The organism is Arenicella sp. 4NH20-0111 (genome assembly GCF_040366405.1).
Taxonomy (GTDB): Bacteria; Pseudomonadota; Gammaproteobacteria; order Arenicellales; family Arenicellaceae; genus Arenicella.
Genome location: NZ_BAABWF010000014.1, coordinates 19,233 through 45,689, shown reverse-complemented (window position 1 = coordinate 45,689; position 26,457 = coordinate 19,233). Strand labels below are relative to the sequence as shown.

Sequence of the window (26,457 nt, the reverse complement as noted above, 5' to 3'; positions counted from 1 at the left end):
GGCGGTTTAAGCCGTGGGGTCGAACCAAGCCAAGCTACTATGCAATGACACCACTGACCCAACGATAATCAGCGTTGGCGCCTGTACGTTCTTGCCTGCGATTTTGTCATTCATGGTAGATAGCGTGCCGGTAAAAACGTGTTGGTTTTGAGTCGTGCCTTGCTGAACCAGTGCTATAGGCATGTCACCGCTTACGCCATGTTGTATTAACTTTTCACAGATTGTCGGAAGTCCCACAAGCCCCATATAGATAACCACCGTTTGGTTGGGTGTTGATAGTAGCTCCCAATTTAAGTCCACCGTGCCATTCTTCAAATGCCCAGTAACAAATAAGCATGATTGAGAGTGGTCTCTGTGGGTGAGAGGGATTCCGGCGTAGGTAGCGCAGCCGCTGGCTGCGGTAATGCCAGGGACAATTTGAAAAGGGACATCGTTGGCCGCGAGTAACTCAATTTCTTCCCCGCCGCGCCCAAATATAAATGGGTCACCACCCTTGAGGCGAACCACATTTTTGCCCTCTTTCGCGAGATCGACAAGCAGCTGATTTATGTCTCCTTGAGGAACGGCATGCTCAGCTCTCTTTTTGCCTACGTATACTCGATCAGCATCGCGTCGCGTAAGGTTTAGAATCTCTTCGCTAACGAGTCGGTCGTATAAGACGACGTCAGCTTGCTGCATAAGTCGTAATGCTCTAAACGTTAGCAAGTCTGGGTCACCAGGCCCAGCTCCAATTAGCCAAACCTCACCGATGTTCTTCTGGTCAGGATTGGCGGCTTCTTCCAAAGCTCGATCCAGCGCTAGTTCGCCTTCACTGGCCCGTCCAGAGAAAAATTTCTCTGCGGTTGGTCCTTGCACAATGCGTTCCCAAAAAATTCGTCGATCACGTTCGATTGGAACTATTTTTTTCAATCTATCTCTGGCTTTGGACATGCTGTGAGCCAGTTTGCCGTAACTTGCCGGAATGAACGCCTCTAACTTAGCGCGTAATAGACGAGCCAATACAGGGGCTCCGCCGCCGGTGGAAATGGCAATTAGCACTGGAGACCGATCGACAATAGAAGGCGTGATAAAACTGCACAGTTCAGGCTCATCTACAACATTAACCGGTACATTTATCGCGTTCGCTAGCTCGCTGACTCGCTTGTTAACCATTGGGTCGTTGGTGGCTGCGGTTATGAGGCGATACCCTTTGATGTCTGTGTCTCGAAAAGTTCGCTCGTGGTACGTTAATCCTGCGTCAAACTCATCAGTGATTTCCGCGCAAATCTCAGGTGCAATAACGGTAATTTTGGCACCAGCAGAATACATAAGCCTGATTTTGCGTAATGCGACAGGGCCTGCACCCACCACCAAGCATGGTTGGTTTTTCAGGTCGACGAAAATAGGATAGTTTTGCATCTAGGTATTTTAACGCAGCAAGGCGCTCTTGTGGCATCATTGCCTGCGTTAAGTACAAACAAATTATTACTGATAGACGTGAATCCGACAAAAGAAAACGATCCAAGCATAGATCACATCGTTCGCTCTGCAATACAAGACATCGCAGTCGGACCAGATCGAGGCCGAGACATTAGTCGCGACGCGGCTCAGAAAGTCATGCATGCTGTTTTAAAGAAACAAGTCGACGAAGTTCAAGTGGGCATTTTTCTAATAGCGCTGAGGATGAAGCGTGAAACCCTTAACGAGTTTACTGGATTGTATTCGGCTTTATTGAGTGAGACAGAGTCGATTGTCTCGAATGTTCAAACGGTGGTGTCATTAGCAGATCCATTTGATGGCTATTTGCGCAATGTGACGATGACTCCGTTTATACCTGCGGTACTTGCGGCTAACGGCCTGCATTCTGTCATTCATGGTGTGAACTCGGTGGGCCCCAAACATGGCGTTACCGCTAATAAGGTATACAAGCTAGCTGGCATTGATACAGGATTAAGTGTTGAGCGGGCGGCGAAAAAGATGGAAAGTGTCGGTTTTTGTTATGTTGATCAAAGCCTTTACTCTCCATCGCTTTATGCTTTGCAAGATTTGAGGCATCGAATCGTTAAACGGAGCGCGTTAACCACGCTGGAGCGCTTACTGATTCCAATTCGAGGGCAGAGTCACACGAGGCTAGTGCTCGGTTATGTGCATAAAGCGTACCCAGACATTTACACACGATTGGCATTTGAAGGTGGTTTTGATCATGTGCTCTTATTAAAGGGTGTTGAAGGGGGGCTCGCACCGGCGTTGAATAAACCACTTCGTCGTTTTGTTTTCGATGGCGTCTGCCCTGAGGATGTTGACTCGAATAAATCTGTATTGGATACGCCATTTTCTGGGTCCGCTAGCTGTGCAGCGTTGCCGATGCAGCAAGATCAAGATATGGTGGAGCAGTGTCTAGAACGCGGGCTCGAGGTGCTTAAAGGTCACTCAGGGGTTGCGCGGGACTCCTTAAGCCTAGCCTGTGCGCAAATACTTACGGCGTATGATATTCAATTGAGCTTTAATCAAGCGCTTGAAAAAGTAAATGCCTGTTTGGATAATGGAGCTGCGCTGGAACGCTTTCAAGCCCAGTTACAATAATTAAAACGCCCTACTAAAATTTAAATTAAGGATACCCTTATGTCTACTTCCAAGAGTGGTTTTGCTGCCAAATTACCCGACACTCCTCAAGTCAAAGAAGCGCTTGAGTTCCTGACCAGTATAGTGGGGTCAGCTTGCCAGTTTAAGGCGTCGGACATACATATTCGATCGGGGCATCAGATTATGATGCGCCTTGATGGTCGAATTCGCCAGGTTAAGGGGTCGCCCATCATGAGCGATGAAATGATCGAGCGATTGATATTTCCGCTAATGTCTAAATACCATTTAGGAATATTTCAAGAGGATAATCAAGTCGATTTATCGTTAAGTGATAACGATGGGCATCGCGTAAGGGTGAACATGTTTCGCCAGCTTGGTCGCTTGGCTGTGGTGATGCGAGTTATTGAAAACCATATTCCGTCCATGGATGAGCTCAGTTTGCCTCCTCAAGTTCAGGCGATATCAAAGATGCGACAGGGGTTGGTGATTTTTTCTGGAGCCACGGGGTCTGGAAAATCAACTTCCATGGCGTCATTACTTAACCAAGTTAATAAAGAACGTTATTCTCATATATTGACCATTGAGGACCCCGTTGAGTATATTTTTACAGAAGAGCGGTGTGTTATTTCTCAGAGGCAAGTTGGAATAGATGTGCCTGATTTTGGAAAAGCAATGAAGGCCGCTTTGCGTGAAGATCCTGACATAATTTTAATGGGAGAGATGCGAGATCCTGAGAGTATTGATATCGCTCTGACCGCCGCTGAAACAGGCCACTTGGTATTCAGTACTCTGCATGCGCCAAACTCGGCTGATGCAATTACTCGGATGGTGTCAAGTTTTGACGGGGATGAGCAATCCACAATCAGAGCCAAGTTATCGCAAAATTTGAGGGCTGTGGTCACCCAGCGTCTGTTACCTCGAAAGGAAGGGTCAGGACGGACCGTGGCGTGTGAAGTTCTCACCGTTACACCGTTAGCTCGAGAATTGATGGTTGATCCCGCACGAATTAAGGAAATTAAGGACTTGATAAATGGCGGCGATACCGTGGATGGTATGTTGGCGTTTGATCAGCACTTGATGGAGCTGGTTCGATCGGATCAGGTGACAGAAGAGGTGGCGTTAAATAACGCGACCAGCGCAACCGACCTGGCTCTCAAACTTAAGGGGTTCTAAGTGCAATTAGTTATCGGAAATAAGAATTACAGTAGTTGGTCTTTGAGGCCCTGGTTACTGTTGACGGCTGGCAATGTGCAATTTGAAGAGCAATGGGTTTCGCTGCAAGAGCCTGAGCTTTCAAAGCGTTTGCTGCAGTTTTCCGACTCAGCTCGTGTCCCGGTGCTGAATGATGGAGACCTGACCGTGTGGGACTCATTGGCAATTTGTGAGTACGTCAATGAAGTCTATCTCGATAATACGGCGCTTCCAGAGGGAGCATCGGATCGAGCCATCGCTCGTTCAGTGGTCGCTGAAATGCATTCTGGGTTTTCGGCGCTTCGCAATGAGATGCCAATGAACATTCGCGCATCGAGGACGATAGAGGCATCGAATCAGTGTTTGAATGACATTAAGCGTATTGACGAAATTTGGTCGCGCTATGCTCGGGAAGATGAGTTTGGTGATTTACGCCTATTTGGGCGATTCGGCCTTGCTGACTGCATGTTTGCACCAGTCGTTATGCGCTTTAAAACGTATCAGCCAGCATTATCTAAGCCAGCCTCTGCGTATATGAACTCGATGCAGAGCCACCCAGCGCTGAAAAAGTGGATAGCAGATGCTTTACAAGAAACAGAGGTTGTTACCGTGGACGAGGCCGGGGCAGACCGAGAAAGTTGAAGCGTAAAGATTGTCTAGAGTAAGTCGCTCAGAGAGGCCAGGTTAATGCCTCCCTGTTTTGGTCAAGAAATTGGCGTTATTAGAGCTCTTTGACTAACTCAAGAACGGCATCCACGTGCCCTTTGACTTTGACTTTTCTGATTTCATGGCGCAGCAACCCTTTGTCGTCAAAAATGAATGTGCTTCGCTCGATGCCCATGAATTTCCTTCCGTACATGTTTTTTTCCTTTATTACTCCCATTGCATTACAAAGTATTTCATCAGGGTCGGATATTAGGTCGAAATTAAATTCTTGTTTATTGATGAAGTTGTTGTGCGACCTAATGCTCTCGCGCGAGCAGCCCAATATCACGGCGTTTTGTGCTTGGAACTCTGCATGGAGGTCTCGAAAATTTTGTCCTTGGGTGGTGCATCCTGGTGTGCTGTCCTTCGGGTAAAAATAGAGCACTAGATTTTTCCCGGAAAGGTCATTGCGCAACGAAAGCGCCTCGTTCTTGGTGGTTGCTACAGTAAGATCTGGAATCTGTTCGCCGAGTTTAATAGTCATGATTAAGTGGGGTATTTGGTGTGTTCGTGCAATGCGTTATTAAGTGGTCACACAATTGAAACTATAACGGTTTCGCAGGGATGCCTAAGTATACGGTCAATCAATGATTTCCCAGTGATGTTTTTCTGCGTGAGCACGCAATTTCTCATCCGGTGTCACCGCAATGGGGGTATCGACCCGCTCAAGCAATGGAAGGTCATTGGCCGAATCACTGTAAAAGACACTGTCTTGAAAGGTTTTGTTGTGTTTGTCTAGCCAGGCCATAAGACGCGTTATTTTTCCTTCTTGAAAGCAAGGAGTGCCGCTCACTTTTCCAGTGTACTTCCCATCTAAAAATTCCGCCGTTGTAGCCAATATTGTGTCGACTCCTAGCCGCTCTGCTATTGGGGATGTAACAAAGTCATTGGTGGCAGTAATAATGAGGACATCGTCTCCGGCGTCTTGGTGTTTGCATAACAAGTCTGCTTTACCGTTTACAATCATAGGTTCAACGATTTCTTCCATAAAACCATCGTGCCATTGCCTTAACTGGGGTAATGGGGTTTTCGCGAGTATCTCAAATTGGTACTCACAAAACTCCAAAATGTCTAGGGAGCCTTCTAGGTATTGTTGATAAAAATAATCTTGTTTAATTTGTTGCTGTATCGGGTCAACGGCGCCGACTTTGGCGAGGTACATTCCCCAGCCATGGTCGCTATCGCCATTGAGTAGCGTATTATCAAGATCAAAAAGTGCCAATGTCACGAAAATATTCCTCTAAAAAACGAAGGGGGAAATAAAAACTACCAAACACCTCTAGAGTGCCAAGCAAACAGGTTTCGGCGCTAAGCTTACAGGAAACTAATGCAAAAGCCGCGCGGTTCTGATTATAATGCCAAAAGGTTACAGGATTGAGCAGTTATTACTCAGCCACATGAATAATTTTGAACCCATATTCGCCAACGACGGCTACAGGCCGAATGTTGGCATAATTATTTGCAACGAACACGGGCAGGTGTTTTGGGCGCGTAGAATTAATAATGATGGTTGGCAGTTTCCTCAAGGCGGTGTTAGTCGCAATGAAGGCTTGATTGAGGCAATGTATCGAGAGCTACACGAGGAAACCGGGCTTGCCCATAAGCAGGTTAAGATTATGGCGCATACCAAACAGTGGTTGCATTATGATTTGCCGCAAAAATTGTTACGTAATCAGCGTCGGCGTTCCCCAATGGGGGGGCGAAAAAGAGTGAGTTTTAAGGGGCAAAAGCAAGTTTGGTTTCTTTTGAAATTGGTTGATGATGATTCAGCAGTAGATCTTCATGGTGGCCTTGAGCAACCTGAGTTCGATGACTGGCGATGGGTAGATTGCCGTCACGCCATAGATAATATCGTTGATTTCAAACGAACTGTATATAAAAAAGCCTTAAGTGAACTAGAGCAGTTTCTACCCAATAGTTGATCCATGAGAATTAGAAAATTGATAGCCAATGCCAGTTTTTGGGCGTTGGTCCCTCTGCTGTCGGCATCCCCCATATTCATTAATGACGTTTTTGCTGCAAACAAGGTCAGTAAAGAGAAAGTCGCTGAGGTGATCACAAAGCATGCCATCGAAAGCCGTTTTCCCAATAAACTGAGTTTTAAGGACAATAAAGGTCAATCTACCGTGGGGTATGTGGATTACACCTTTGACCCCGAAGTGCACGCGAACATGGCCGATGTATATCTAAAGTATCAGCCAGATTACGCTTGTTTCGTTGCTTTAGACGTGGAAACCGGCGCTATTTTGAATTTGACTAGTTTTGTAAAAGCCGATGAAGATTGGGATAATCTTGTCATGCGAGCCGACTACCCAGCGGCCTCTGTATTTAAAATGATTACGGCCGCTGCTGGATTGGATTCTGGTAAGTTGAAGACAGACACGGTAATCCCGTTTAACGGAAAGGGAACCTCACTGTATAAAAGCCAGGTGCTTAGGCATAAGACCAACAAGTGGACGCGTAATCCCACGCTCAAAGAATCTTTTGCTAAGTCCATCAATGCGGTGTTTGCGCAAATAGGTATTTTTAAACTGGGGAAAGATCGATTAATTGACTACGCAATGAGGTTTGGCTTTGATAAGCCAATGCTTACCGACTTTCAGATTCCTGTCAGTCAAATTGGTCTCGATTTTGAGGAGCAATGGGAAATTGCGGAGGCGGCTTCTGGCTATACCAAAAACATTAAATTGAGCCCCATTCATGCGGCTCAGATGGCCGCAATCGTGGCTAATGATGGCAAGATGGTAACCCCATATATGGTTGAATCTGTGACCAACGGCCGTGGGGAAACGCTGTATGAAAAAAGTGCGGTTAGCGATAACACGCAGGTTATCAAACCCGCTTCGGCAAGAGCCATGCGATTGCTTATGCGAGAGACGGCAAAGTCTGGGTCGGCTCGTAAGTCATTTACCGGTTTGAACCGGTACAAGGTGTATAAAGGCATGGAAATCGGCGGTAAAACCGGGTCGTTGACCGGTTATTCTCCAAAAGGGAGGCACGATTGGTTTGTGGGTTACGCCGAAAAAAATGGTCGTAAAGTGGCCTATGCATCGCTGATTATCAATAAGGATAAGTGGTACGTGCGCAGTGCGTACGTGGCCCGGCAATTTATTTATCATTATTACAGTGATCTGGATGAAGCGATCGCTAAGCAAAATGCTGAATCAGTGGTAGGGCAATCAGCAGAGGCAACGACGGGGTTAGCGAATTAAAACGAGTACGGGCGGCGACAAATTAAGCGCTTAAGTCAAACCTTGTTTGTTGGTATGTTTAGTCAGTCTAATGTGTCCCATTTTTAGCTTGGGGTGCCCAATTACCGTCGCCTAAAAAACTCGCGGTCAACTCGTTCAAACTTACCCCGTAGGTGCTTTGCAGAGCGCTATCGCCTGCGTCCTTGTGGTGAGCACGGTTTACAAATTCCACGAATAAATCATAGTCTTTAGATAGGTTTGATACGAGCAGCTGTGCCAATTGATAACTTAAGTTTTGCCCTTCGTCGGATCTAAAGAAGGCATCGCCATTCCAAAATTGCTGAATTACATTGTGTTGCCAAAACTCGGTGTGTGAGCCTATGCTTGAACTGGTTAGTCGATTGTTTGCATGGCCGGTAATGAGGGCCTCCATATTCACAGCCAGCCCTTCGTTTAACCAGTGTGGAATAGGAAGATGTTCTAGTAAGGCATGAGTCAGTTCGTGTGCAGCGATGACTTCTGCCGTTTCAAGTTGGTCCTGTTGAAATACGAAATGCCCATAACCGTAATTGATGTACATGCCCGAGCTGAGCCCAAAAGTGCCTTCTTCTGACCCAAATTGTGAAACGTAATCATAATAACTATCAATGTCAGCAAAAACGATTATTACGTATTTTCCAGTTACATTATCTTGGAATATAGCGCCTGCAGTTGACAGTAGGCGCCTTCGAGCACGCTCTAGGAATGTACATAGAGAGACATTGTAGCGCGCCGGTTCAGCACTGATCAAAATGAAATTTGCTGATTCAGTTTGAGTGTATTCGTGGGGTAACTTGTGCGTTAAACTGGCCATCCAAGCACGAGCAACCTCGTTCCATGTTGGTCGTTTTTGTTCGGCCATAGAATGGCGTTCAATGTACTCTTCTATTGCGTGCCAATTAGGTTTGGACAGCGAACCCTTGTCGTCAAGTAGAGGTGACAGCCAGTTCAGTGTGGTGGCGAGCAAAGGATTATTAACCGATATACTCGGTTCGCGTTTTAGCCAAAACTTTTTGAACACGTTTGTTTTAACTCTCCTAGCAAGAGTTTTATCCCGTTAAACGTTGCGTATTTGATTGATAAGAGAGGTTGTAGAGCGATTAAACTCGAAATCGATTGAGTGTACTTGACCTCCATTGGCTAGGACGATGTCTCCCCCAACGATGTCTTGAATATCCCAGTCGCCGCCTTTAACTAGGTGGTCAGGCATAATTCGCTTAATTACGTTAAAGGGTGTGTCTTCATCAAAACTGATGACAGCGTTCACACATTCTAAGCTAGACAACAGCGCCATTCTGTCTTCTAGAGAGTTAATTGGTCGATCATCGCCTTTATTTTGCCGCTTTACAGAGGCATCTGTATTGGCCGCAACAATCAAAGAGCCGCCAAGGTTACGAGCTTGCTCAAGATAAGTAGTGTGCCCTCTGTGTAGGATGTCAAAGCATCCATTCGTGAACACGAGCGGTTTAGGGAGCTTCGAGATGATGTCGCGAAAATCTGCTTCAGAGGTTTCCGCCGCGATCACCTTTGCCAGTGAGTTAAGCATGGATCTATACCGTTTTTTAGCTGGGCTCTTTATATTCAAACACACGTACAACTCGCTGTACGCCCCTAACTCGACTTGCGTACTCTGTGGCCTTGTCGGCCTCTTCTCGTGTAACGATACCCATCAGGTAGACGCTCCCTCGCGTTGTAACTACCTTTACACGATTAGCATCCAATCCGGTTTTTAAAATAAGACGGCTTTTGACTTTGCTGGTAATCCAGGCATCGTTTGCACGCGTACCAATACGGGTTTTGTCTGTAATCGTGGTCTCGTCGACAACTTGCCTCACGCCTTGTATGGCTCGAAACTTATCTAAGATCGGTTGTTTTATCTCAGGGGTGTCAATTTCGCCCGTTATTAATAAGATTCCGTTCCATGATTGCGGCTTTATGTGTGCTGATTTTCTAAATTCAGATTTTGAGGCGATGATATTTCTGGCCGTGAGTTCAACAGCATTGTCATCGATGTATTCGCCTACCGTACGGCGGTCATGAATGATATCAACCGTTGCAATAGCGACTCCTGCGACGATTGCCGTGACACAACCACTTAGAGTGATAAGCAACAAGGAAGATACAGTAATAAGCTTGGCTAAGCGAACGAGTTTCTGCTTGGCTAGGAATACTCTATTAGTAAGATAAAAATTCATGGAAGGCGCTCTCCTTAGGAGTGTCAACAGGGGCTAACGGTTATTTGTCAAGTCTAGCTAAAATTTTACAAAGCGTATGAATTGTTTGTTATTTGACCGTATTCTACGTATTAAGCTCACGGTGTCATGTTAATAATTACGTATTGTTATGACTAAAATGCGTTTTTAATCCATTGATATTGCGGCTTAGACAGCTGGCCAGTCAAACAGATTATATCAAAGCGAGCTGGAGGTTCACTCTGGTTTCGAGTTATTAAATAATGTTGTGCGGCTTTTAGCAGCTTAGCTTGTTTGTGGCGATCAATACTCTCCAATGCTCCTCCGAAATCCGGTGACTTGCGGTACCGGACCTCGACGAAAACCAAGTAGTCTTGATCCCACATAACGAGATCAAGCTCGCCGAGTTTGCATCGGTAATTAGTTTCAATAAGTGTCAGCTTGCGCTGTTGTAAGTATTTAGCGGCCAGTTTTTCTGCGCGATTTCCCAGCATCCCAGTTTTGATCATTGTAGCTTCCTTTGCTTTGATTGGATGAGTTAAAAGGTTCACCGTCTGCTCCTTCTAAGTCATCGGCGTTAATAATTGGTTCAATATCCAGGCCTAAAGAGTCCACCACTTCGAGTTCGCCATTGGTGAATTTTGCCCACACCGGGTCATAAGTAATCTCTTGACGACCGTTGATCTGCAGCTGCCCCGTCGCGCCATTAATCGCAGCGTTGCTATCGGCCGTCAATCTCGGTAAGTTTCCTGCGATTTTGTAGGCATCCATTCCCATCGCATGCAACATATTCAGTTGTCCTGCGTATTGCGACGCTTGTCCAGATTTAACAACCCACGGCATAACTGGGAATAGAGTGCTGTCTAAGTCCATGTTGTTGATCGTGTCTTCAATGCCGTTGTAAAGCGCAGAGGTGGAGTAAACAGGCATTTGCGAGTTTGTGAAGAAGTTGATTTGTGGTCTTAATATTCGGCCCGTTTTATTGTCAGCGATCATGAACACAAAATCGATATCCCCACGTTGATATGGCGCAAACTTTGGTTTGAAGCCCAAGGCCTGACTCAGTTTGCGGTGGCGGTATTCACTGACTTGAATATTGAATAGCTGTTTGAGTTCAACGCTGTGGTCATATTGTTGCTCAGAATACTGTACTGACTTACCAAGCTTCCCCCCCAGCGATAACCAACGATTTACGAACCCTTGAGAAATACGTTGAGCACGACGGGAATTGTGGGTGATTATTCCCGCGCTTAGATAGCCTTCCTTCCAAGCCCTGTCCGCCACATGCTGTCCCTCAATTTCTGGGCTCATATCAAAGCGAAGATTATTTGACGTGAGAGGAAGATCTCCTCCGAGCATTAACATTGGTACCTGTGCGCCATATCTACTATCCGAAAAGTAGGCACTGTTGTTCGTTGCTTCGTTGCTGTAGTCTTTGCCAAGTGGGCCAATAATGAAATCCGCGCCAGACCTCACTGCCGCGGCGTAATACTGGCCTATTTGCAGCGGGTTGTCGCCAATGTCATAGAAGCTCAATGATGGCTGATATATTGATTGATTCTCATCATGCTGTCGTTCAATGCCTGCTTTAACAGCTTGGGCCGCTTTGGCGTACCGTGAGCTAAGCGGGAGTAGTACAAATATAGAGCGGGGTGAACGTTGTTCCCAGCCACTGTCAATAACACTGGCTCCGTCAAGAGATGTTAAGTCTTCTCGCCACTGATTAAATTGTTGAGGCTGTTTTTCAACTTGTCCTATTTCGCCACCGAGGCTCTGCATGACACGATTGCGAACTTGGATGTTACGACTGTGGTCTGCTAACGCTTGTTTAGCCTCGTCAGGGAGGGCGCTGATAACTTGCCATATGTAACGCGTCGTTTCAGCACGAGCGGCGCCATAGAGAGCCGTCTCTCTGCGTAACAATACGCCAATAGCCGCTTCATTATTGCCCAACGCTTGGTGGCAAAAAGAAGCTAATAGCAGGGCATCAACCTGTTGAATGCTTAGCTGCTCCTGATCTGGTAGGGCAATATCGTCGACAATATAGTTTCGCTCAGTTACGTCGGCATCCAGTCCATCGGACTCTTGTTCGACTGAGACGTCTTGCGCTGCCTGTTCTTCACCTTGTTTGAAATCCGATTCATTGATCGAGGTTGTAGGGTTGGGTTCAATTAAGCGAGACAAGCGCGCTAAGGCTACAGAATAATCGCCGCTAGCGTAGTCTGCGTAGGCCAGAATCACCGAAGCTCTGTCTAATTGGATTGGGTCAGAAATCCGCAAGCGAATTGCATTCACAATGTCAGCAGCACGCTCATGTTGGCCAGCCTGAACGTAGTATTCAGCGGAGTTTAGGTTGGACTCTATTTTTGAATATTCGTCAGATTGGTTTTGCGCTTGTTGTTGATAAAATTCGGCGCGGGCAGCCTCTCGAGAACCTTCGTCATCACCGACCGAAGAAACGATTAACGCGGGTCCATCATCGTAGGCGTTTGATTCGCCTTCCTCGGGACCATTTTGTTGACTTGGCAGGACGTCGCGCACCTCGACATCAGAGGCTTGCCGTTCCGTGCTTGCGCATCCGCCAAGAATCAAAATTACTCCGACCGCGATGGTCAAACGGGAGAATATGTCGCTCGAAGGCGGTGTTAAATATTGACGTACTGGTAATAGAGAGTGCATTTCACCTAGTTTCCGATTATTCTGGACGCCCAAACCCGCCCTCTGATTAGCTGGAAGTATACCGAGTGACCCACCCAGATAGCAAAGAAGTTACAAGTCTAGAGTCCCTAAGTTCAAATCACCCTGGACAATTGTTGGTTGTGGCTACGCCCATTGGTAACTTATCTGACATTAGTCAGCGAGCTTTGAAGACTTTACGCGATGTTGATTGCATATTGGCTGAAGATACGCGGCATAGTAAACGACTTTTAGGGCACTACGGCATTAATACTCGCTTACGATCCTGTCATGAGCATAATGAGGAGCAGCAAATCGAGTGGGTGTCAGAAGCGTTAAATGAAGGTAAAGATATTGCTTTAATAAGTGATGCTGGTACGCCGCTTATCAGTGATCCGGGGTTCGTGTTGGTTCGCGCATTACGCGATCGAGGTTTGCAAGTTGTGACAGTCCCCGGGCCGAGTTCCATTATAGCGGCTCTTTCCATTGCGGGCTTACCTACCGATAGCTTTATCTACGACGGATTTTTGCCAGCTAAGGCTTCAGCACGAGAAGTCGCGCTTAAACATTATGCAGACGAAACGCGAACCGTAGTATTGCTCGAATCATCACATCGCATTGCGGCCTGCATTGCTAGTATCGCGAAGGTTATCGGAGACTCAAGAACCATTGTCATCGCCCGCGAGCTTACAAAGCGGTTTGAGACGGTTTTGAGTGGCAGTGCGTCTTCGTTGGTGGAGCGACTTGCTATAGACTCTGACCAAAGTAAAGGCGAGTTCGTGGTTATGATTGCCGGTGCCGCAAGCTCTGAAAATAATGATGAGATGCAGACATCTTTGCGTGCATTACTGACTGTGCTAGTCGACGAGTTGCCGGTCAAACAAGCCGTTGGCCTGGCTGTCAAGCTTACCGGAGTGCGAAAAAATGAAGCGTATAGCCTTGCTCAGGAAATCAGAGATGAAATCGCTGGCTAGCCACTGGTGTGTCTTTCTCGGCATCGTCTTATCGGGCGTTGCTTTCTCAGTTGAAGCTCGGTTGCTGGCTGACAAGTTTGAAGCTGATGATTCTATTTTGGTCGCACAAAAAGATGGAGCAGTTGCCTATGAATGGCAGGCCGATAAACCGCTGATTCCCGCTTCTTTGACGAAGTTAGTGACTTCATTCTTGGCGCTTGAAAAATGGGGTGCGAATTACCGCTTCCCAACTGATTTTTACCGATCCGGCGATGTCCTGTGGGTTAAAGGTTATGGAGATCCTTTTATTGTGTCCGAAGAAATGGATGAAATTGTGCGCCAGTTGCAGGTCCAAGGGCTGACTTGGGTTAAGCGAATAATGATTGACGGGTCTTACTTCAAGTCCCAGCAAGTACCCGGTAGAACAAACGTCGCAGACCCTTATAATGCGCCGCTTTCCGCCGTAGCCGCAAACTTTAATACCGCTAAGCTTAAGAATACGCGAGGCCAGATTACCAGCGCAGAGGCTCAGTCCCCACTCACGAGGTCGGCTTTGTCGGCAGCGAAACGGTTGGGTCAACCTTCGCTTAATGCCAGTGAACGTATAAACCTTATTGATGCAAAAAACTCAGAATTGAATTTTGCTGAGTTATTAGCCATCAAGGCTGATCTTGAGCACGTCGAGGTCGGTCGAGGGTTGATGCCAGAGAGCACCGTGCATTTTCATCGATACCAAAACAGTCACACTGTGTCCGATGTGGTAAGAGGGACCCTGGAATTTTCAAACAATTTCATGGCCAATCAGCTTTTTCTTATGTTGCCTGGCATTGCTCAAGTCGACTTCTCCGACACCTCGGCTGCGATAGAGCCATTACTTCGTCAGGAGTTTGGATGGAGCTCGGTGACGGTAGTTGAAGGTTCCGGCTTGTCTCGTAAGAACCGTTTGTCTGCTAGACAGCTCATTGATTTGTTGGATCGGTTGAGCGACCACAAAAGGTTATTTAAACAGTACAACTCTGGCGAACCCTCAACCTTGGTAAGAGCAAAGACCGGCACCTTAAACGGAGTTCATAGTTTTGCTGGTTATATTAACTTCAAGGGCAAAGAATATCGTTTTGTATTTAACTTCAATCGAGTTGTTCCATACAAATACCGAGAGACCCTACTACGCAAACTGGTGGCACGTTTGCACTTATTGACAGAATAACCATAGGAACCCTAGCCCATGCGTGGATTTGGTGGAAAGAAAAGTAGCTTGCGCGGTGCCGACGTCGATGGACTGGGTGCGCCGGAGCGTATGAATTGGTCTAGTTTAAAAGAGTTGGTTCCTTACCTAGTTGAATTCAAAGGAAGGATTTTTTTGGCGATGCTTTGTTTGATCGGAGCTAAGGTCGCAAGTGTTGGTTTGCCATTTATTCTTAAAGATGTTGTCGATACGTTAAACGCTCCGGCGGTTGTGGTGGTTCCCATAGCGTTACTGGTCGCTTACGGTGTTGTTCGATTTGCAAATGTGCTTTTTGGCGAGCTTCGAGACACTTTGTTTGGTCGAGTGACTGAACGCGCCATGCGACGAATTGGTCATAAGGTATTTCAGCACCTCCATTCTTTGGATTTGTCTTACCATCTAAACCGACGCACCGGTGGCGTTTCGAGAGACATCGAACGAGGTGTTAATGGCATCAGCTTCTTAATGCGGTTTATGGTGTTTAATATCGTTCCAACATTCATCGAAATCGGCATGATAGTTGGCATATTGTTTTTGAAATATTCTCCTTGGTTTGCGGTTATTGTTTTGGTCTCAGTTGTCGCCTACGTTAGTTTTTCAGTAGTAGCCACAGAGTGGCGCACCGAGACCATTCGTAAAATGAATAAGGCTGAAAGCAAGTCCAGTACGCGTTCGGTGGACAGTTTGCTCAATTTTGAAACGGTAAAGTATTTTAATAATGAACGCTATGAGGCGGACCGTTATGACGAAGACCTAAAGGCATGGGAGCTGGCGCGTCGTCAAAATAGACTCACTTTGTTTGGTCTTAATGCTGGGCAGAGTTTCATTATTGCGGGGTCACTTACGGCGTCAATGATTTTGGCTGGGTATCGGGTAGAGAGTGGTGATATGAGCATCGGGGAATTTGTGTTGATCAATGCGTTGATGATGCAAATTTTCGTGCCGCTAAATTTTCTGGGGTTTGTTTATCGAGAAATGAAGGGTTCAATGGCCAATATTGATGCGATGTTTGCGTTGCTCAATGTTGAGTCAACGGTGCAAGACGTCGAGGACGCTAAGCAATTGAACGTTGTATTAGGGCGGATTGAATTTGATAACGTGTCCTTTGCCTATCATTCCGAGAGGCCGATCCTCAAGGGAGTGTCGTTCCGTGTCGAGCCACGGCAAAAGATTGCGATCGTTGGTGGCAGCGGATCAGGGAAGTCCACAATTCTTAAAATGCTTTTCCGCTTTTATAACATTGACGGAGGGCATATCAGTATCGACGGGCAAGATATTTCACAAGTAACCCAGCAGAGTCTGAGGCAGGCCGTGAGCGTTGTGCCTCAAGATACCGTTCTGTTTAATGCAAGTATTTTTGAAAATATTCAGTATGGCAACGTTGGCGCGACCGACCAAGATGTGTGGAGCGCTATCCGGATGGCGTTTTTGGAGGACTTTATTAAGAGCTTGCCCGATAAAGAACAGACTGAGGTCGGAGAGCGCGGTCTGAAGCTTTCTGGCGGTGAAAAGCAACGAGTAGCGATTGCTCGTGCCATCCTTAAAAAGCCTAAGATTATGATTTTTGATGAAGCGACTTCATCATTGGATTCGCAGGCGGAAAAGAGAATTCTTCAAGCCATGGACGCCGTTCGAGGTGACTACACCAGTGTCGTGATAGCACATCGTCTCTCTACCATTGTCGATGCCGATCAAATATTGGTACTTGAACAGGGCCAGATTGCTGAGCAAGGTAAGCATGCAGAGCTTTTAGAGCTGGGTGGCCTTTATGCGGCAGCGTGGGAGTTACAGAACCAAAGTCTGTAGTCTTGAAGCAGAATTTTCAGAGCGCGTCTGATAGACTTGCGCGAAAATTGACTGAATCATCTCAGTTACCTGTCTACCGTTACACAGAGGCCTTATGTTGTACTCATTTGCCAAGCCAGCCCTTTTTGCGCTCGATCCTGAAACCGCTCATGATGTGGCCATTGGCGGGTTTGCAAAGATTTCAAAACTTCCGTTCGCGACACGGCAACTAGAACGTTTGACTGGAGCCTGTGTGCCCGATCTACCCATTTCTTGTATGGGTATCGATTTTCGGCACCCTGTGGGTTTGGCCGCTGGTTTGGATAAGGATGCTCGCGCATTCCCTGCTTTCTCAGCGCTGGGCTTCAGCGGTGTTGAAATGGGCACGGTCACGCCCAAATCTCAGCCAGGAAATGATAAACCAAGGATGTTTCGATTGGTCGAAGACGAGGCCATTATTAATAGAATGGGTTTTAATTCTGGTGGCGTAGATGCGTTTCTAGCAAACTTAACTAAAACTAATCGAACTTGTGTGGCAGGGATTAACGTCGGTAAAAATGCCGTCACACCAATTGAAAACGCGGCGTCGGATTACGTCAATGCGATGCAGCGAGTCTATTCACATGCTGATTACATTACGGCCAATATTTCATCCCCCAATACTAAATCTTTGCGCGATTTACAAAACGCAGGGTTTCTCGATGGCTTACTAAGCGACATTAAGCAAGCTCAACTCAAGTGTGAGAAAGTTCATAAACGTTATGTGCCGATTGCACTAAAGGTTGCCCCTGACCTTGATGAGGATGAAATTGAAACAATAGCCGAACTGGTGATGTCGCATAAATTTGATGCGCTGATAGCCACGAATACCACCGTGGCTCGCCCAGAGTCGTTAAAAAGCACTCATCGGGACCAAGCCGGAGGGCTAAGTGGTGCGCCAGTTAAGGAAATGTCTACGGCATGCATTCGAGAGTTTTATCGACACTTACAAGGCCAAGTACAGATTATCGGCGTTGGGGGCGTTAAGAACGCAGACGATGCATGGGATAAAATGTTAGCTGGCGCGGACTATATTCAAATATACAGTCAGTTTATCTATCAAGGGCCGGCAATGATTAAGGCCATTGTACAAGGGCTTGAGCGTAAGGTGAAAGCTGCTGGCTATTCTGACCTTCCTGCTGCGCTTGCTGCATTGCGTAAATAATTGGCTGAAGTTTCTTAAAACCGCCGCAAACTATTGCTCTAATTGCTTGCGGCGCGTATCCTCCGTCGCAGCCAACTGGGCAGTCGCCGCCTGACGTCTCTTAATTGAGAATGCAGGGGGAGGAAAGTCCGGGCTCCATAGGGCAGGGTGCCAGATAACGTCTGGGCGGCGAAAGCCGACGGCCAGTGCAGCAGAAAGATACCGCCTTTCGTATAGCTACTATGTCGCCATTTTGTCGTTGTCATAGACAACGTTGAAGTGGTGCAGGTTGTAGAGAGGTAAGGGTGAAATGGTGCGGTAAGAGCGCACCGCGCGAGTGGTAACACAAGCGGCATGGTAAACCCCACTCGGAGCAAGACCAAATAGGTGTTCACTCAACTTTTCGAGAGAAAAGTATGTAACGATGCGGCCCGCATTGAACACGGGTAGGTTGCTTGAGGCGTACAGCGATGTGCGCCCTAGATGAATGACTGTTCTCGACAGAACCCGGCTTATAGGTTGGCTAATCTATTGTTCGCGCTTGCTTTTTCATTTTCACCTAGTGAATGAGAAGGCAAGCGTTTCAAGAAAGACTTTTCAGAAGAAAGGCCTTGAAAAATACATCTTAAAAGGATTGATACATTGAGTCTTGATAAAGCGTGAGTGATCGAGCTATTTCAAGATCAGTTTGGCGTACGTTCGAGCATACGCAATGGTCAGCAGTGCCAGGACTAAGAACGCTAAGCTCAAATTGCCGACGCTTTTTAGCAACCCAATCCAACCTAGTGTTTCCAAGTTGATAAACGGATAGGGGTAGAAGTTGCTGTATTCGGCTCTGACCAACGCATAAACACAATAGGCACTAGGCCAAATCAGTGAGAAAAGCGAGTCTCTCCAACGGGTCGAGCGCAGATCAGCAAAGGCAAGCCACCAAAAAAGTGTCAACGATGGTACCAGTGTGTGCGTTATTAGATTTGCTAGGCCATCTAGCCCGTGTTGTGCGCCAGCGTGGCTTAGAAGTGCATGAAAAATAATGCCCACCCCAACGATGGATACGACGGTGGCGTGCTGTAGAATGCGATGAACTGGACGATTCAATGACATTGATCCCATCACCCACAAGACAAGAGTGTTGGTCGCTATCGTGAAAAACTGAAATAGATGGGAGACCCCTGAGAAAAACGAACCAAATTGCTCTGTCGCTAGAATGACTCGAATGATCAATCCAGCCAACGTAATGGCGGCTAATAGTTGAGCGGCAGTTCGTGCGAGAGGGGTAACCGTCCAACTCGCAGTAGTTGTTCTCAAGATTCACTAACCGCTGTCTTGTTCACAATCAGAGCGTCTAGCTCAATTTTTAACTTGTCTAAGATAGTATCGTAGCCAAAAGCGCCAAGCTTTTCGCCCTGACGTTTAAGGTTTACTTGCCGCGGGCCACACCAAAGCCCAAGGTCAGCGTCGTCAGTTTCTCCTGGGCCATTGACTCGACACCCCATGACAGCGATGGTGATATTGTGTTCTTCCGCGTAACTGGTCATTTCCTTGACGTCTTGCGCAAGCTCAATAAAGGCCTCATTTTCCACTCTGGAACAGCTTGGGCAGCTGATGATGTTAAGCTTATTAGGGTCAAAAGCGACAACGCTTCTTACACGGCCTGCGTAGATGTCGTCGATAATTTCATGACCAGCATCCACTTCATCAGCTTTGATTTTGTTGGGCAGGGTGAGAGATACTCGAACTGTATCACCGATGCCGCGGCCAATGAGTTGTTCAAAAGCGATGCGTGTTTTTACCACTCCCATTGGCGGCATGCCCGCTTCAGTAACGCCTAAGTGCAGTGGTACGTCCGGGCGGGCTTCAGCGAATCGTATGTTTGCGGTGATGACTCGTTGCGGGTCAGAATCTTTAAGTGAAACCACATACCGAGTAAAGCCGATGGAGTCTAAATATTCGCAATGTTCAAGGGCGCTGTCCAACATCGGGGAAACCGAGTCTCTAGGGTCGTATTTGTCCGCTTTAGCGGGGTCTACCGAGCCGCAATTAACGCCTACCCTCATGGCGCAATCGTTTGATCCAGCGATGTCTGCCAGGTAGCTCACTTTTTCTTGCCAGGTCTTTTTTCGTTCATGATGAAACAGGTGGCCTGGGTTGTAACGTATTTTATCGACGTAAGGCGCTACCAACTCCGCCATTCGGTAGTTTTCTTGTAGATCAACAGACAGTGTTGCGTTAGTGGCTTTGCGGATTTCAGCCAGCGCAGCAGCGTCTTGTTTATTATCAACGGCAATACGCACAACGCCCGCGTTACGTTCGTGCAAGGCATTGGTTTGCTCAATGGTTGCATCAATATCTTGAGTGCGTGTTGCGCACATGCTTTGCACTAATATAGGGTTGTTGTTACCTATTTTGCTATTGCCAACGGCAACTTCGCGGGTTGGGTTACGAGTAATATTCACTGTCGGAACTCTTGATAAATTTTCTTGGTTATTTTCGTGATTGATATCGAAATTGGCGCACTTAAGCAACTTCTTAGATAAAAAACAGTAGTCAAAAAATGACGGGTTATTTTGTCTCGAGGGATGGAGCGATAGTTTACTGTACGGACAACGTTTCCGACACGATTTTGGTACCGAAATAACCTAATTGTATTAATAGAAAGCCGCCAACTGTCCAGTAGACCGCTTGCGACCCGCGTAAGCCTTGAATGGTGCGCTTAAGCAGCAAGATGGCAAATACTATCCAGCCTAGAAGCGCCAGTATGGTGTGATGGTTGAATTCAAACGCTTTGCCAAAGATCTCTTGGCTAAACATCGCGCCGGTTAACAGAGTAAGGCTCAATAAGGCAAACCCTGTCCAAATAAGTCTGAAGAGCAGGAGTTCCATTGTCTGTAACGGGGGTAGCGCCATTAGCATGGCTGGGGTTGCTCGGCGTTTAATCTGTCGTTCTTGATAAACGTATAATAGGGCCTGTATCGCGGCAATTGCCAATAAGCAATAAGCAAGAATTGACACCACAATATGAACGCTTGCAGCTGAGCTGCTCCCGGACAGGCTAACAGACTCTTTTCCCCAGAACAGCGAAAACAGGAGGCTTGCGCTGGTTAGTGGAAAAACCAAGATGCCCAATCGGCGTATGGGAATGCCCAAAGAGCCGAGTACAAATATGAATGACATCAACCCGCTGACTAACACCGCCATAGAGCTGAGACTGAAATTCAAAGAGCCATTGGAAAAACAATAAGTGTAGGCGAACACTAGATGAACAAACGTTCCCAGCCAGGCCAATATAAACGCAGTTGAAATCGAAGGCGATTTCGCATTACCAGCACTGACTGCGCTAATATGGTGAGCGATCAGCCCAGTAGATACCGTGTATAAGCCGATAGCACATAAGGGTAAAACAGTGTTTAACATTCGCTCTTTACAGTGGTTTGTCAGTTTAAAAGATCAATTAGGCGGCGACTTAACGTGAGATTTCACCAGTAAACGGGTAGAATATCACACCTTAATTCGCATCCAACGGCTTTCAGTATTATGTTTGAACAACTCGGCGATCGCTTACAAGGCACCCTTAAAAAAATCCGCGGCCAAGCTCGGCTTACCGAAGAAAATATTTCCGACGCAATGCGAGAGGTTCGCATCGCTTTGTTAGAGGCTGACGTTTCCTTACCTGTGGTTAAATCGTTTGTAAAACGAGTTAAGGATAAAGCCGTCGGAACCGATGTTTCGAAAAGCTTAAACCCTGGCCAAATGGTAGTGAAGATAGTTCAGGACGAACTTGTACAGCTAATGGGAGCAGCGAATGACGCGCTTAACTTAGCGCAGACGCCTCCTGCCGTTATTTTAGTGGCAGGCTTGCAAGGTGCGGGTAAAACCACCACCGTTGGTAAGCTGGCTAACCGTTTAAAGCAGCAAGAAGGGAAAAAGGTCATGGTAGTCAGCGCCGACGTTTACCGTCCAGCGGCTATCCAGCAACTTAAGACTCTTGCTGAGAGTATCGATGTCACCTGGTGCCCTAGCGAGTCAGATCAAAATCCGATAACGATTGTTGAGAATGCTAAAAAAGCGGCTAAAAATGGGGTGTTCGACGTGCTTATCGTCGACACCGCGGGGCGCCTGCACGTAGATCAAGAGCTTATGCAAGAGATTAAGCTTGTGCATAAAGCCGCAAACCCAGTGGAAACACTATTTGTCGTTGACTCTATGACCGGTCAAGACGCCGTGGTTAGCGCAAAAGCGTTCGACGATGCCCTTCCATTGACGGGTGTTATTTTGACAAAGACCGATGGTGATGCGCGTGGTGGTGCCGCTTTATCCATACGAGAAGTGACTGGTAAGCCAATCAAGTTCCTTGGTATTGGTGAGAAAATAGACGGCATCGAAGCGTTTCATCCAGATCGAGTAGCGTCACGTATCTTGGGCATGGGCGACGTCATGACCTTGATCGAGGAGGCCGAGCAAAAGGTAGATAAGGAAAAAGCCGAAAAGCTGGTCAAAAAGCTAAAGAAAGGCAAAGGCTTTGATCTCGAAGATTATCGTGATCAGGTAACGCAAATGAATAACCTCGGTGGCATTGAAAGCATGATGGATAAATTGCCTGGCATGGGCAATATGAAATTACCCAACAACGCCATGACTTCCGCCATGGGCGATATGAATAAGAGCGTTGCTATTATCAATTCCATGACGGCTAAGGAGCGCCGATTTCCGAATTTGATTCAAGGGAGTCGAAAGAAGCGCATTGCTGCTGGCTCAGGCACAACAATTCAAGATGTGAACAAGACCTTGAAGCAATTCACTCAGATGCAAAAAATGATGAAAAAAATGGGTGGTAAAGGAAAAATGGCAAAGATGATGCGCGGCATGGGTGGTATGCCTGGCATGGGGGGCAAGTTTCCTCCCGGCGGAATGGGCGGCCCTGGCGGTATGGGTGGCGGTGGAGGATTGCCGTTCTAGACCTGCTTTCAATGTCTATTTCGCTCGTTCGGCTGGGCGAAATAGACAACGACAAGGATTGTTTGCTTCAAGCAAAATTCACTTAAAGTTGTGAATACTGTTCAGCCTGCTACGAACATAATGCCGACCTAGGTAGTGTAAACTCGAATTGTTTGTAACAGATACCCTCAATGCTTTATGTCTACTATCGTAAATCGTCGTGACCTCGACTTCCTTCTATATGAAACCTTAGATCTTAGTAAACTGCTTGAAAATGAGCGTTTTGCCGATTACGACAAAGAGTCGATTGACGCGATATTCGACGTATCGCAGTCCATAGCGGAGGATGTTTTTCAGCCTTTTGCGGCCAAACTTGACGCGAATGAGCCTCAGTTTGTGGATGGCAAAGTCGAGATAATTCCTGAAGTTCGAGACGCATTGGATGCCTACAAAGACGCAGGCTTATTCATGACCGGTTACGATGCTGATATTGGTGGTATGCAACTTCCTTGGATGGCACACCAAGCTCTTAATTCCATGTTTGTTTGTGCGAATACATCGGTGTCGAACTACGCATTTTTGACTCAAGGCGCTACTAATATGCTGAACGCCTGTGGCTCGGCTGAGCTTAAAGCCAAATTTATGACTAAAATGTTGGATGGTGACTGGTTTGGCACCATGTGTTTGTCTGAGCCGCAAGCCGGTTCTTCACTGGCAGACATTCGAACTAAAGCGGAACGGCTTGAAGACGGTAGCTATAAAATCACTGGAACCAAAATGTGGATTTCAGGTGGTGATCATGAGTTGACCGAAAACATCATCCATATGGTTTTAGCCAAAATTCCGGGCGGCCCATCTGGGGTTAAGGGAATTTCATTGTTTCTTGTGCCTAAGCACCAAGTAAATACCGATGGAACAATTGGTGAGTCAAATAATGTTGCGTTGGCTGGTTTAAACCACAAAATGGGGCACAGAGGCACCACTAACTGTTTGCTTAACTTTGGCGAAAGCGGCGATACGATTGGCTACCTTGTAGGCGAGGAAAATCAAGGCTTGAGCAATATGTTCCATATGATGAATGAGGCTCGAATTGGCGTTGGCATGGCGGCAACAATTATCGGCTTGGGAGGTTTTTTATATTCACTCGATTACGCTCGAAATCGCCCTCAAGGCCGACACTTAGCGAACAAAGACCCCGAAACCCCAATGGTCATGATCTCTGAGCATGCGGATGTAAAGCGACTGCTCATGACTCAAAAAGCGTACGTTGAAGGCGCTCTGGCTTTAATGTATTTTTCAGCCCAGCTGCTGGATGAGCAAAAGATTGCAAAGAATGATGATGAGCGCAATCGTGCCACTTTGTTACTTGAGCTGTTGACGCCCATTTGTAAGTCTTGGCCGTCTGAATTTTGTTTGGAAGCGAATAAACACGCCATTCAGATTTTGGGTGGTTATGGCTACACCCGAGAATACCCCGTTGAAAGACTGTATCGTGATAATCGCCTAAACCACATTCATGAAGGGACCCACGCGATTCATGGTTTGGACATTATGGGGCGAAAAGTCAGAATGGCAGATGGGGCGGCTTTAAAGATTTTGGCGTCGGAGATTATGGAAACGATAAGCGAGGCCTCGACGCTGACTAAGCTGCAGCGCCATTGCCAAGATCTTGGTTCAGCATTGTCTGTCGTGCAATCGACGCTTGAGTCAGTGAGCCGAGCATCAGATCCCGCGTTGGCACTTGCGAATGCCACCATATTCTTGGATGCAATGGGACACGTTGTTATCGCGTGGATGTGGTTAAAGCAGGCTGTAGCGGCGACTAAAGGGTTGGAATCTTCATCTGACACTGATGTGGCGTTTTATCAAGGAAAATTGTCGGCCTGTGATTTTTTCTTTCGCTATGAATTGCCTAAAGCAATCGTGCAATTTGAGCTGGTCGCGGAAGTTGATGATACGTGCTTTAATCTGTCTGAAGATCAATTTGTGGGCGTGTGATTGTAATGATCATCATTGATCTAATTAGAACCACGGTCTCGCCTCTGACATAAAAAAGGGGAGAGAGTTGGAGGATTATCTAGCTTTAAAGCAACTTGGTGTGATGTTAGAGGCAGGCGTGGCCATCGATAAGGCGCTAGGTTCTTTGGCTGGTTCCAATGCCCGGCCGTCGATGCCCCGATCTGTGAAACCATCGGTTGTACAAAAAAAGTTGTCAAGAGTTCAACAGCAAGTGTCGAGGGGCGTGCCTCTAAGTAAGTCTTTGTTGTTACAACGCTGTGTTAGCAGGGCGGATTTCCACTTACTTAACACATCCGAGCGAGCAGGCCGTGTTGGCGAAGCCTTGGTCATGTTAGCGGATCGTGGATTGTCACAGGCTCAAATGGTTAGCTCGCTCAAGGCGAGCCTGTTTTTTCCGATTGGTCTACTAATTATTGGGTCGATGGCCGGGATACTTATAAAACTAGTGTCAGGTCAGACCGTGGTTAACACTTTGCTCTCGGTAATGATCCCAGCGCTGTTATTGGTTGCTTGTTTGGGCTTGGCCTTGAGAGTGTTATCAGTGGATTCGAGGGTGTACCTTTCCATTGGTTGGAATATACCGCTGCTCTCCGATTTTCTGAAAAGGAGCGTGTTCGTTTACCGAGCCAGCTACGTTCAGAGTTTCTATGTTCCGCTGTGTTGGCAGATTCAGTCCGGAGTCGCGTTTGATGAAGCGCTGTCCAATAATCGAGAAATATTGGTAAACCCCAGTTTTCAGCGCGCCGTGTCGTCAGCATCTCGTTCGCTTAGTCTGGGCAAGGGGCTTGCTAAATCATTGGTGGAACAGAAGCTGGTGCTCAGTGCTAAACTAGAGCAAGTAATGCGAATGAGTCAAGATACCGGCAGTTTTGACGCATCGATAATCCATGAGCTTAATCAACAAAGTAGGGCACTAAAGCTTTGGTTACATAACCTGACCAAGTGGTTTCCTAGACTGGCCTATTTGTTGGTGCTTGTTGTGTTGACGAAGCATATTTTATGAGTATGAATGTAGTCTGATGTCTGGTCATAGTTTTGTAGGTTTACAGAACGTTTATTTCATCATAAACCTGTAGACTCATTATAATGATTTCACGCATTCTTAATTAACAACCTATTTAGCCTTCGAGGTAACCATGGCCATAAAACTTGTTATGCGACGCATGACTCTTTTCGCGATTTTGATATTTTCAATGAACGTTCCAACGTTTGCACAAGACGAACTTCTTGATGGTATCCCTTCAGGTAAGTACTCGGTTGACCTTTCTCACGCGAGTGTGATTTGGAAAGTAAGCCATTTTGGTTTTTCAACCTACGTTGGAAGGTTTAATGATTTTACCGCCGACGTAGATTTAGACGTCGATGATTTTACCAAGAGTTCAGTGTCAGTGGAAATTAAGGTCAATTCCATAGATACAGCTTACCCCAACCCTGAAAAAGAAGACTTTGATAAAAAATTGTCCGAAGGCTGGTTGAAGTCTGAACAAGCGCCGTCGATTGTATTCACCAGTACCAAGGTGAGCCCACTCAATGGTGATTCCTTCACAATTGAAGGTGAAATGAGTATGGCGGGTCAAACTCACCCGGTGACATTAAATGCAAAGATTAATGGTGCAACGCCAACTCACCCTTTTGCTAAGAAGCCACTTGTGGGTTTTTCGGCAACCACGACTATTGATCGCACGGCTTGGGGTGTTAGCAAGTACGCTCCGAAGATCGGCGCAGACGTAGCCGTCGAAATTCAAGGTGAGTTTTTGAAGGCAGATTAGTTCAATATCTATTGGTTTAAGGCGGCCTCAGC

General features: G+C 46.7%; 24 protein-coding genes and 1 other RNA gene. 14 read left to right on the top strand and 11 right to left on the bottom strand.

Annotation, left to right across the window (positions count from 1 at the left end; translation table 11 throughout):
- Positions 1 to 6: 6 nt before the first annotated feature.
- A complete protein-coding gene (gene cysG / locus ABWW54_RS19070) occupies positions 7 to 1,398 on the bottom strand; it encodes a siroheme synthase CysG (protein ID WP_353414687.1) in 1,392 nt (463 codons plus the stop codon).
- Here cysG and ABWW54_RS19065 point away from each other — a divergent pair.
- The 3 genes from ABWW54_RS19065 to ABWW54_RS19055 are packed head-to-tail and all read left to right on the top strand — an operon-like array spanning position 1,393 to position 4,395.
- Positions 1,393 to 2,562, top strand: a complete 1,170-nt coding sequence (locus ABWW54_RS19065) for an anthranilate phosphoribosyltransferase (RefSeq protein ID WP_353414685.1) — start codon at positions 1,393 to 1,395, stop codon at positions 2,560 to 2,562. The two genes, cysG and ABWW54_RS19065, sit on opposite strands and share 6 nt — an antisense overlap.
- 39 nt (positions 2,563 to 2,601) lie before the next feature.
- Positions 2,602 to 3,735, top strand: a complete 1,134-nt coding sequence (locus ABWW54_RS19060) for a type IV pilus twitching motility protein PilT (protein ID WP_353414683.1) — start codon at positions 2,602 to 2,604, stop codon at positions 3,733 to 3,735.
- Complete coding sequence (locus ABWW54_RS19055; RefSeq protein WP_353414682.1) at positions 3,736 to 4,395, top strand: glutathione S-transferase family protein; 660 nt, start codon at positions 3,736 to 3,738, stop codon at positions 4,393 to 4,395.
- A gap of 79 nt (positions 4,396 to 4,474) precedes the next feature.
- On the opposite strand, the gene ABWW54_RS19050 is transcribed toward ABWW54_RS19055, so the two are convergent.
- Together ABWW54_RS19050 and ABWW54_RS19045 are read right to left on the bottom strand one after the other, a co-directional pair.
- Positions 4,475 to 4,942, bottom strand: a complete 468-nt coding sequence (locus ABWW54_RS19050) for a peroxiredoxin (RefSeq protein WP_353414681.1) — start codon at positions 4,940 to 4,942, stop codon at positions 4,475 to 4,477.
- A gap of 96 nt (positions 4,943 to 5,038) precedes the next feature.
- Positions 5,039 to 5,686, bottom strand: coding sequence for a histidinol-phosphatase (locus ABWW54_RS19045; RefSeq protein WP_353414680.1), 648 nt, complete (start codon positions 5,684 to 5,686; stop codon positions 5,039 to 5,041).
- A gap of 169 nt (positions 5,687 to 5,855) precedes the next feature.
- Here ABWW54_RS19045 and ABWW54_RS19040 point away from each other — a divergent pair, with 169 nt between their 5' ends.
- Both ABWW54_RS19040 and ABWW54_RS19035 read left to right on the top strand, forming a co-directional pair.
- Positions 5,856 to 6,380, top strand: coding sequence for an RNA pyrophosphohydrolase (locus ABWW54_RS19040; RefSeq protein WP_353414678.1), 525 nt, complete (start codon positions 5,856 to 5,858; stop codon positions 6,378 to 6,380).
- 3 nt (positions 6,381 to 6,383) lie between these two features.
- Entirely contained in the window at positions 6,384 to 7,670 is a 1,287-nt protein-coding gene (locus ABWW54_RS19035; RefSeq protein WP_353414677.1) for a penicillin-binding transpeptidase domain-containing protein, read from the top strand.
- Positions 7,671 to 7,737: 67 nt separating this feature from the next.
- On the opposite strand, the gene ABWW54_RS19030 is transcribed toward ABWW54_RS19035, so the two are convergent.
- The 5 genes from ABWW54_RS19030 to ABWW54_RS19010 form a co-directional block, all read right to left on the bottom strand.
- Positions 7,738 to 8,709 carry a hypothetical protein gene (locus ABWW54_RS19030; protein WP_353414675.1) on the bottom strand — a complete coding sequence of 324 codons (972 nt, stop codon included), beginning with the start codon at positions 8,707 to 8,709 and terminating at the stop codon, positions 7,738 to 7,740.
- A gap of 36 nt (positions 8,710 to 8,745) precedes the next feature.
- On the bottom strand, positions 8,746 to 9,234 hold the full coding sequence (gene rfaE2 / locus ABWW54_RS19025) for a D-glycero-beta-D-manno-heptose 1-phosphate adenylyltransferase (protein WP_353414673.1): 489 nt from the start codon (positions 9,232 to 9,234) through the stop codon (positions 8,746 to 8,748).
- 16 nt (positions 9,235 to 9,250) lie between these two features.
- On the bottom strand, positions 9,251 to 9,883 hold the full coding sequence (locus tag ABWW54_RS19020; protein ID WP_353414672.1) for a BON domain-containing protein: 633 nt from the start codon (positions 9,881 to 9,883) through the stop codon (positions 9,251 to 9,253).
- A 152-nt stretch (positions 9,884 to 10,035) separates the two neighbouring features.
- Positions 10,036 to 10,389, bottom strand: a complete 354-nt coding sequence (locus ABWW54_RS19015) for a YraN family protein (RefSeq protein ID WP_353414671.1) — start codon at positions 10,387 to 10,389, stop codon at positions 10,036 to 10,038.
- On the bottom strand, positions 10,340 to 12,559 hold the full coding sequence (locus ABWW54_RS19010) for a penicillin-binding protein activator (protein WP_353414669.1): 2,220 nt from the start codon (positions 12,557 to 12,559) through the stop codon (positions 10,340 to 10,342). The genes ABWW54_RS19015 and ABWW54_RS19010 overlap by 50 nt, the downstream gene beginning before the upstream one ends.
- A gap of 65 nt (positions 12,560 to 12,624) precedes the next feature.
- Between ABWW54_RS19010 and rsmI the strand changes: the two genes are divergently transcribed.
- The 5 genes from rsmI to rnpB all read left to right on the top strand — a co-directional run bounded on the left by rsmI (position 12,625) and on the right by rnpB (position 18,233).
- A complete protein-coding gene (rsmI, locus tag ABWW54_RS19005; protein WP_353414668.1) occupies positions 12,625 to 13,530 on the top strand; it encodes a 16S rRNA (cytidine(1402)-2'-O)-methyltransferase in 906 nt (301 codons plus the stop codon).
- A complete protein-coding gene (locus ABWW54_RS19000) occupies positions 13,514 to 14,716 on the top strand; it encodes a D-alanyl-D-alanine carboxypeptidase/D-alanyl-D-alanine-endopeptidase (protein WP_353414666.1) in 1,203 nt (400 codons plus the stop codon). Before rsmI ends, ABWW54_RS19000 begins: the two co-directional genes overlap by 17 nt.
- A 90-nt stretch (positions 14,717 to 14,806) precedes the next feature.
- Positions 14,807 to 16,540 carry an ABCB family ABC transporter ATP-binding protein/permease gene (locus ABWW54_RS18995; protein WP_353414767.1) on the top strand — a complete coding sequence of 578 codons (1,734 nt, stop codon included), beginning with the start codon at positions 14,807 to 14,809 and terminating at the stop codon, positions 16,538 to 16,540.
- Positions 16,541 to 16,634: 94 nt separating this feature from the next.
- On the top strand, positions 16,635 to 17,723 hold the full coding sequence (gene pyrD, locus ABWW54_RS18990) for a quinone-dependent dihydroorotate dehydrogenase (protein WP_353414664.1): 1,089 nt from the start codon (positions 16,635 to 16,637) through the stop codon (positions 17,721 to 17,723).
- Between the two features lie 67 nt (positions 17,724 to 17,790).
- Positions 17,791 to 18,233, top strand: an RNA gene (gene rnpB / locus ABWW54_RS18985) — RNase P RNA component class A.
- 141 nt (positions 18,234 to 18,374) lie between these two features.
- Here rnpB and ABWW54_RS18980 read toward each other — a convergent pair.
- From ABWW54_RS18980 to ABWW54_RS18970, 3 genes are all read right to left on the bottom strand, one after another.
- Positions 18,375 to 19,010 carry a Pr6Pr family membrane protein gene (locus ABWW54_RS18980; RefSeq protein ID WP_353414662.1) on the bottom strand — a complete coding sequence of 212 codons (636 nt, stop codon included), beginning with the start codon at positions 19,008 to 19,010 and terminating at the stop codon, positions 18,375 to 18,377.
- Positions 19,007 to 20,158, bottom strand: a complete 1,152-nt coding sequence (locus tag ABWW54_RS18975) for a flavodoxin/ferredoxin-dependent (E)-4-hydroxy-3-methylbut-2-enyl-diphosphate synthase (protein ID WP_353414660.1) — start codon at positions 20,156 to 20,158, stop codon at positions 19,007 to 19,009. The genes ABWW54_RS18980 and ABWW54_RS18975 overlap by 4 nt, the downstream gene beginning before the upstream one ends.
- Before the next feature lie 136 nt (positions 20,159 to 20,294).
- Positions 20,295 to 21,116, bottom strand: a complete 822-nt coding sequence (locus ABWW54_RS18970) for a cytochrome C assembly family protein (RefSeq protein ID WP_353414659.1) — start codon at positions 21,114 to 21,116, stop codon at positions 20,295 to 20,297.
- A gap of 120 nt (positions 21,117 to 21,236) precedes the next feature.
- On the opposite strand from ABWW54_RS18970, the gene ffh reads away from it, so the two are divergent.
- The 4 genes from ffh (at position 21,237) to ABWW54_RS18950 (ending at position 26,425) form a co-directional block, all read left to right on the top strand.
- Positions 21,237 to 22,658 carry a signal recognition particle protein gene (gene ffh / locus ABWW54_RS18965; protein WP_353414657.1) on the top strand — a complete coding sequence of 474 codons (1,422 nt, stop codon included), beginning with the start codon at positions 21,237 to 21,239 and terminating at the stop codon, positions 22,656 to 22,658.
- 177 nt (positions 22,659 to 22,835) lie between these two features.
- Entirely contained in the window at positions 22,836 to 24,635 is a 1,800-nt protein-coding gene (locus tag ABWW54_RS18960; protein WP_353414655.1) for an acyl-CoA dehydrogenase, read from the top strand.
- 67 nt (positions 24,636 to 24,702) lie between these two features.
- Entirely contained in the window at positions 24,703 to 25,659 is a 957-nt protein-coding gene (locus ABWW54_RS18955) for a type II secretion system F family protein (protein WP_353414653.1), read from the top strand.
- A gap of 133 nt (positions 25,660 to 25,792) precedes the next feature.
- Complete coding sequence (locus tag ABWW54_RS18950; protein ID WP_353414652.1) at positions 25,793 to 26,425, top strand: YceI family protein; 633 nt, start codon at positions 25,793 to 25,795, stop codon at positions 26,423 to 26,425.
- Positions 26,426 to 26,457 lie beyond the last annotated feature (32 nt).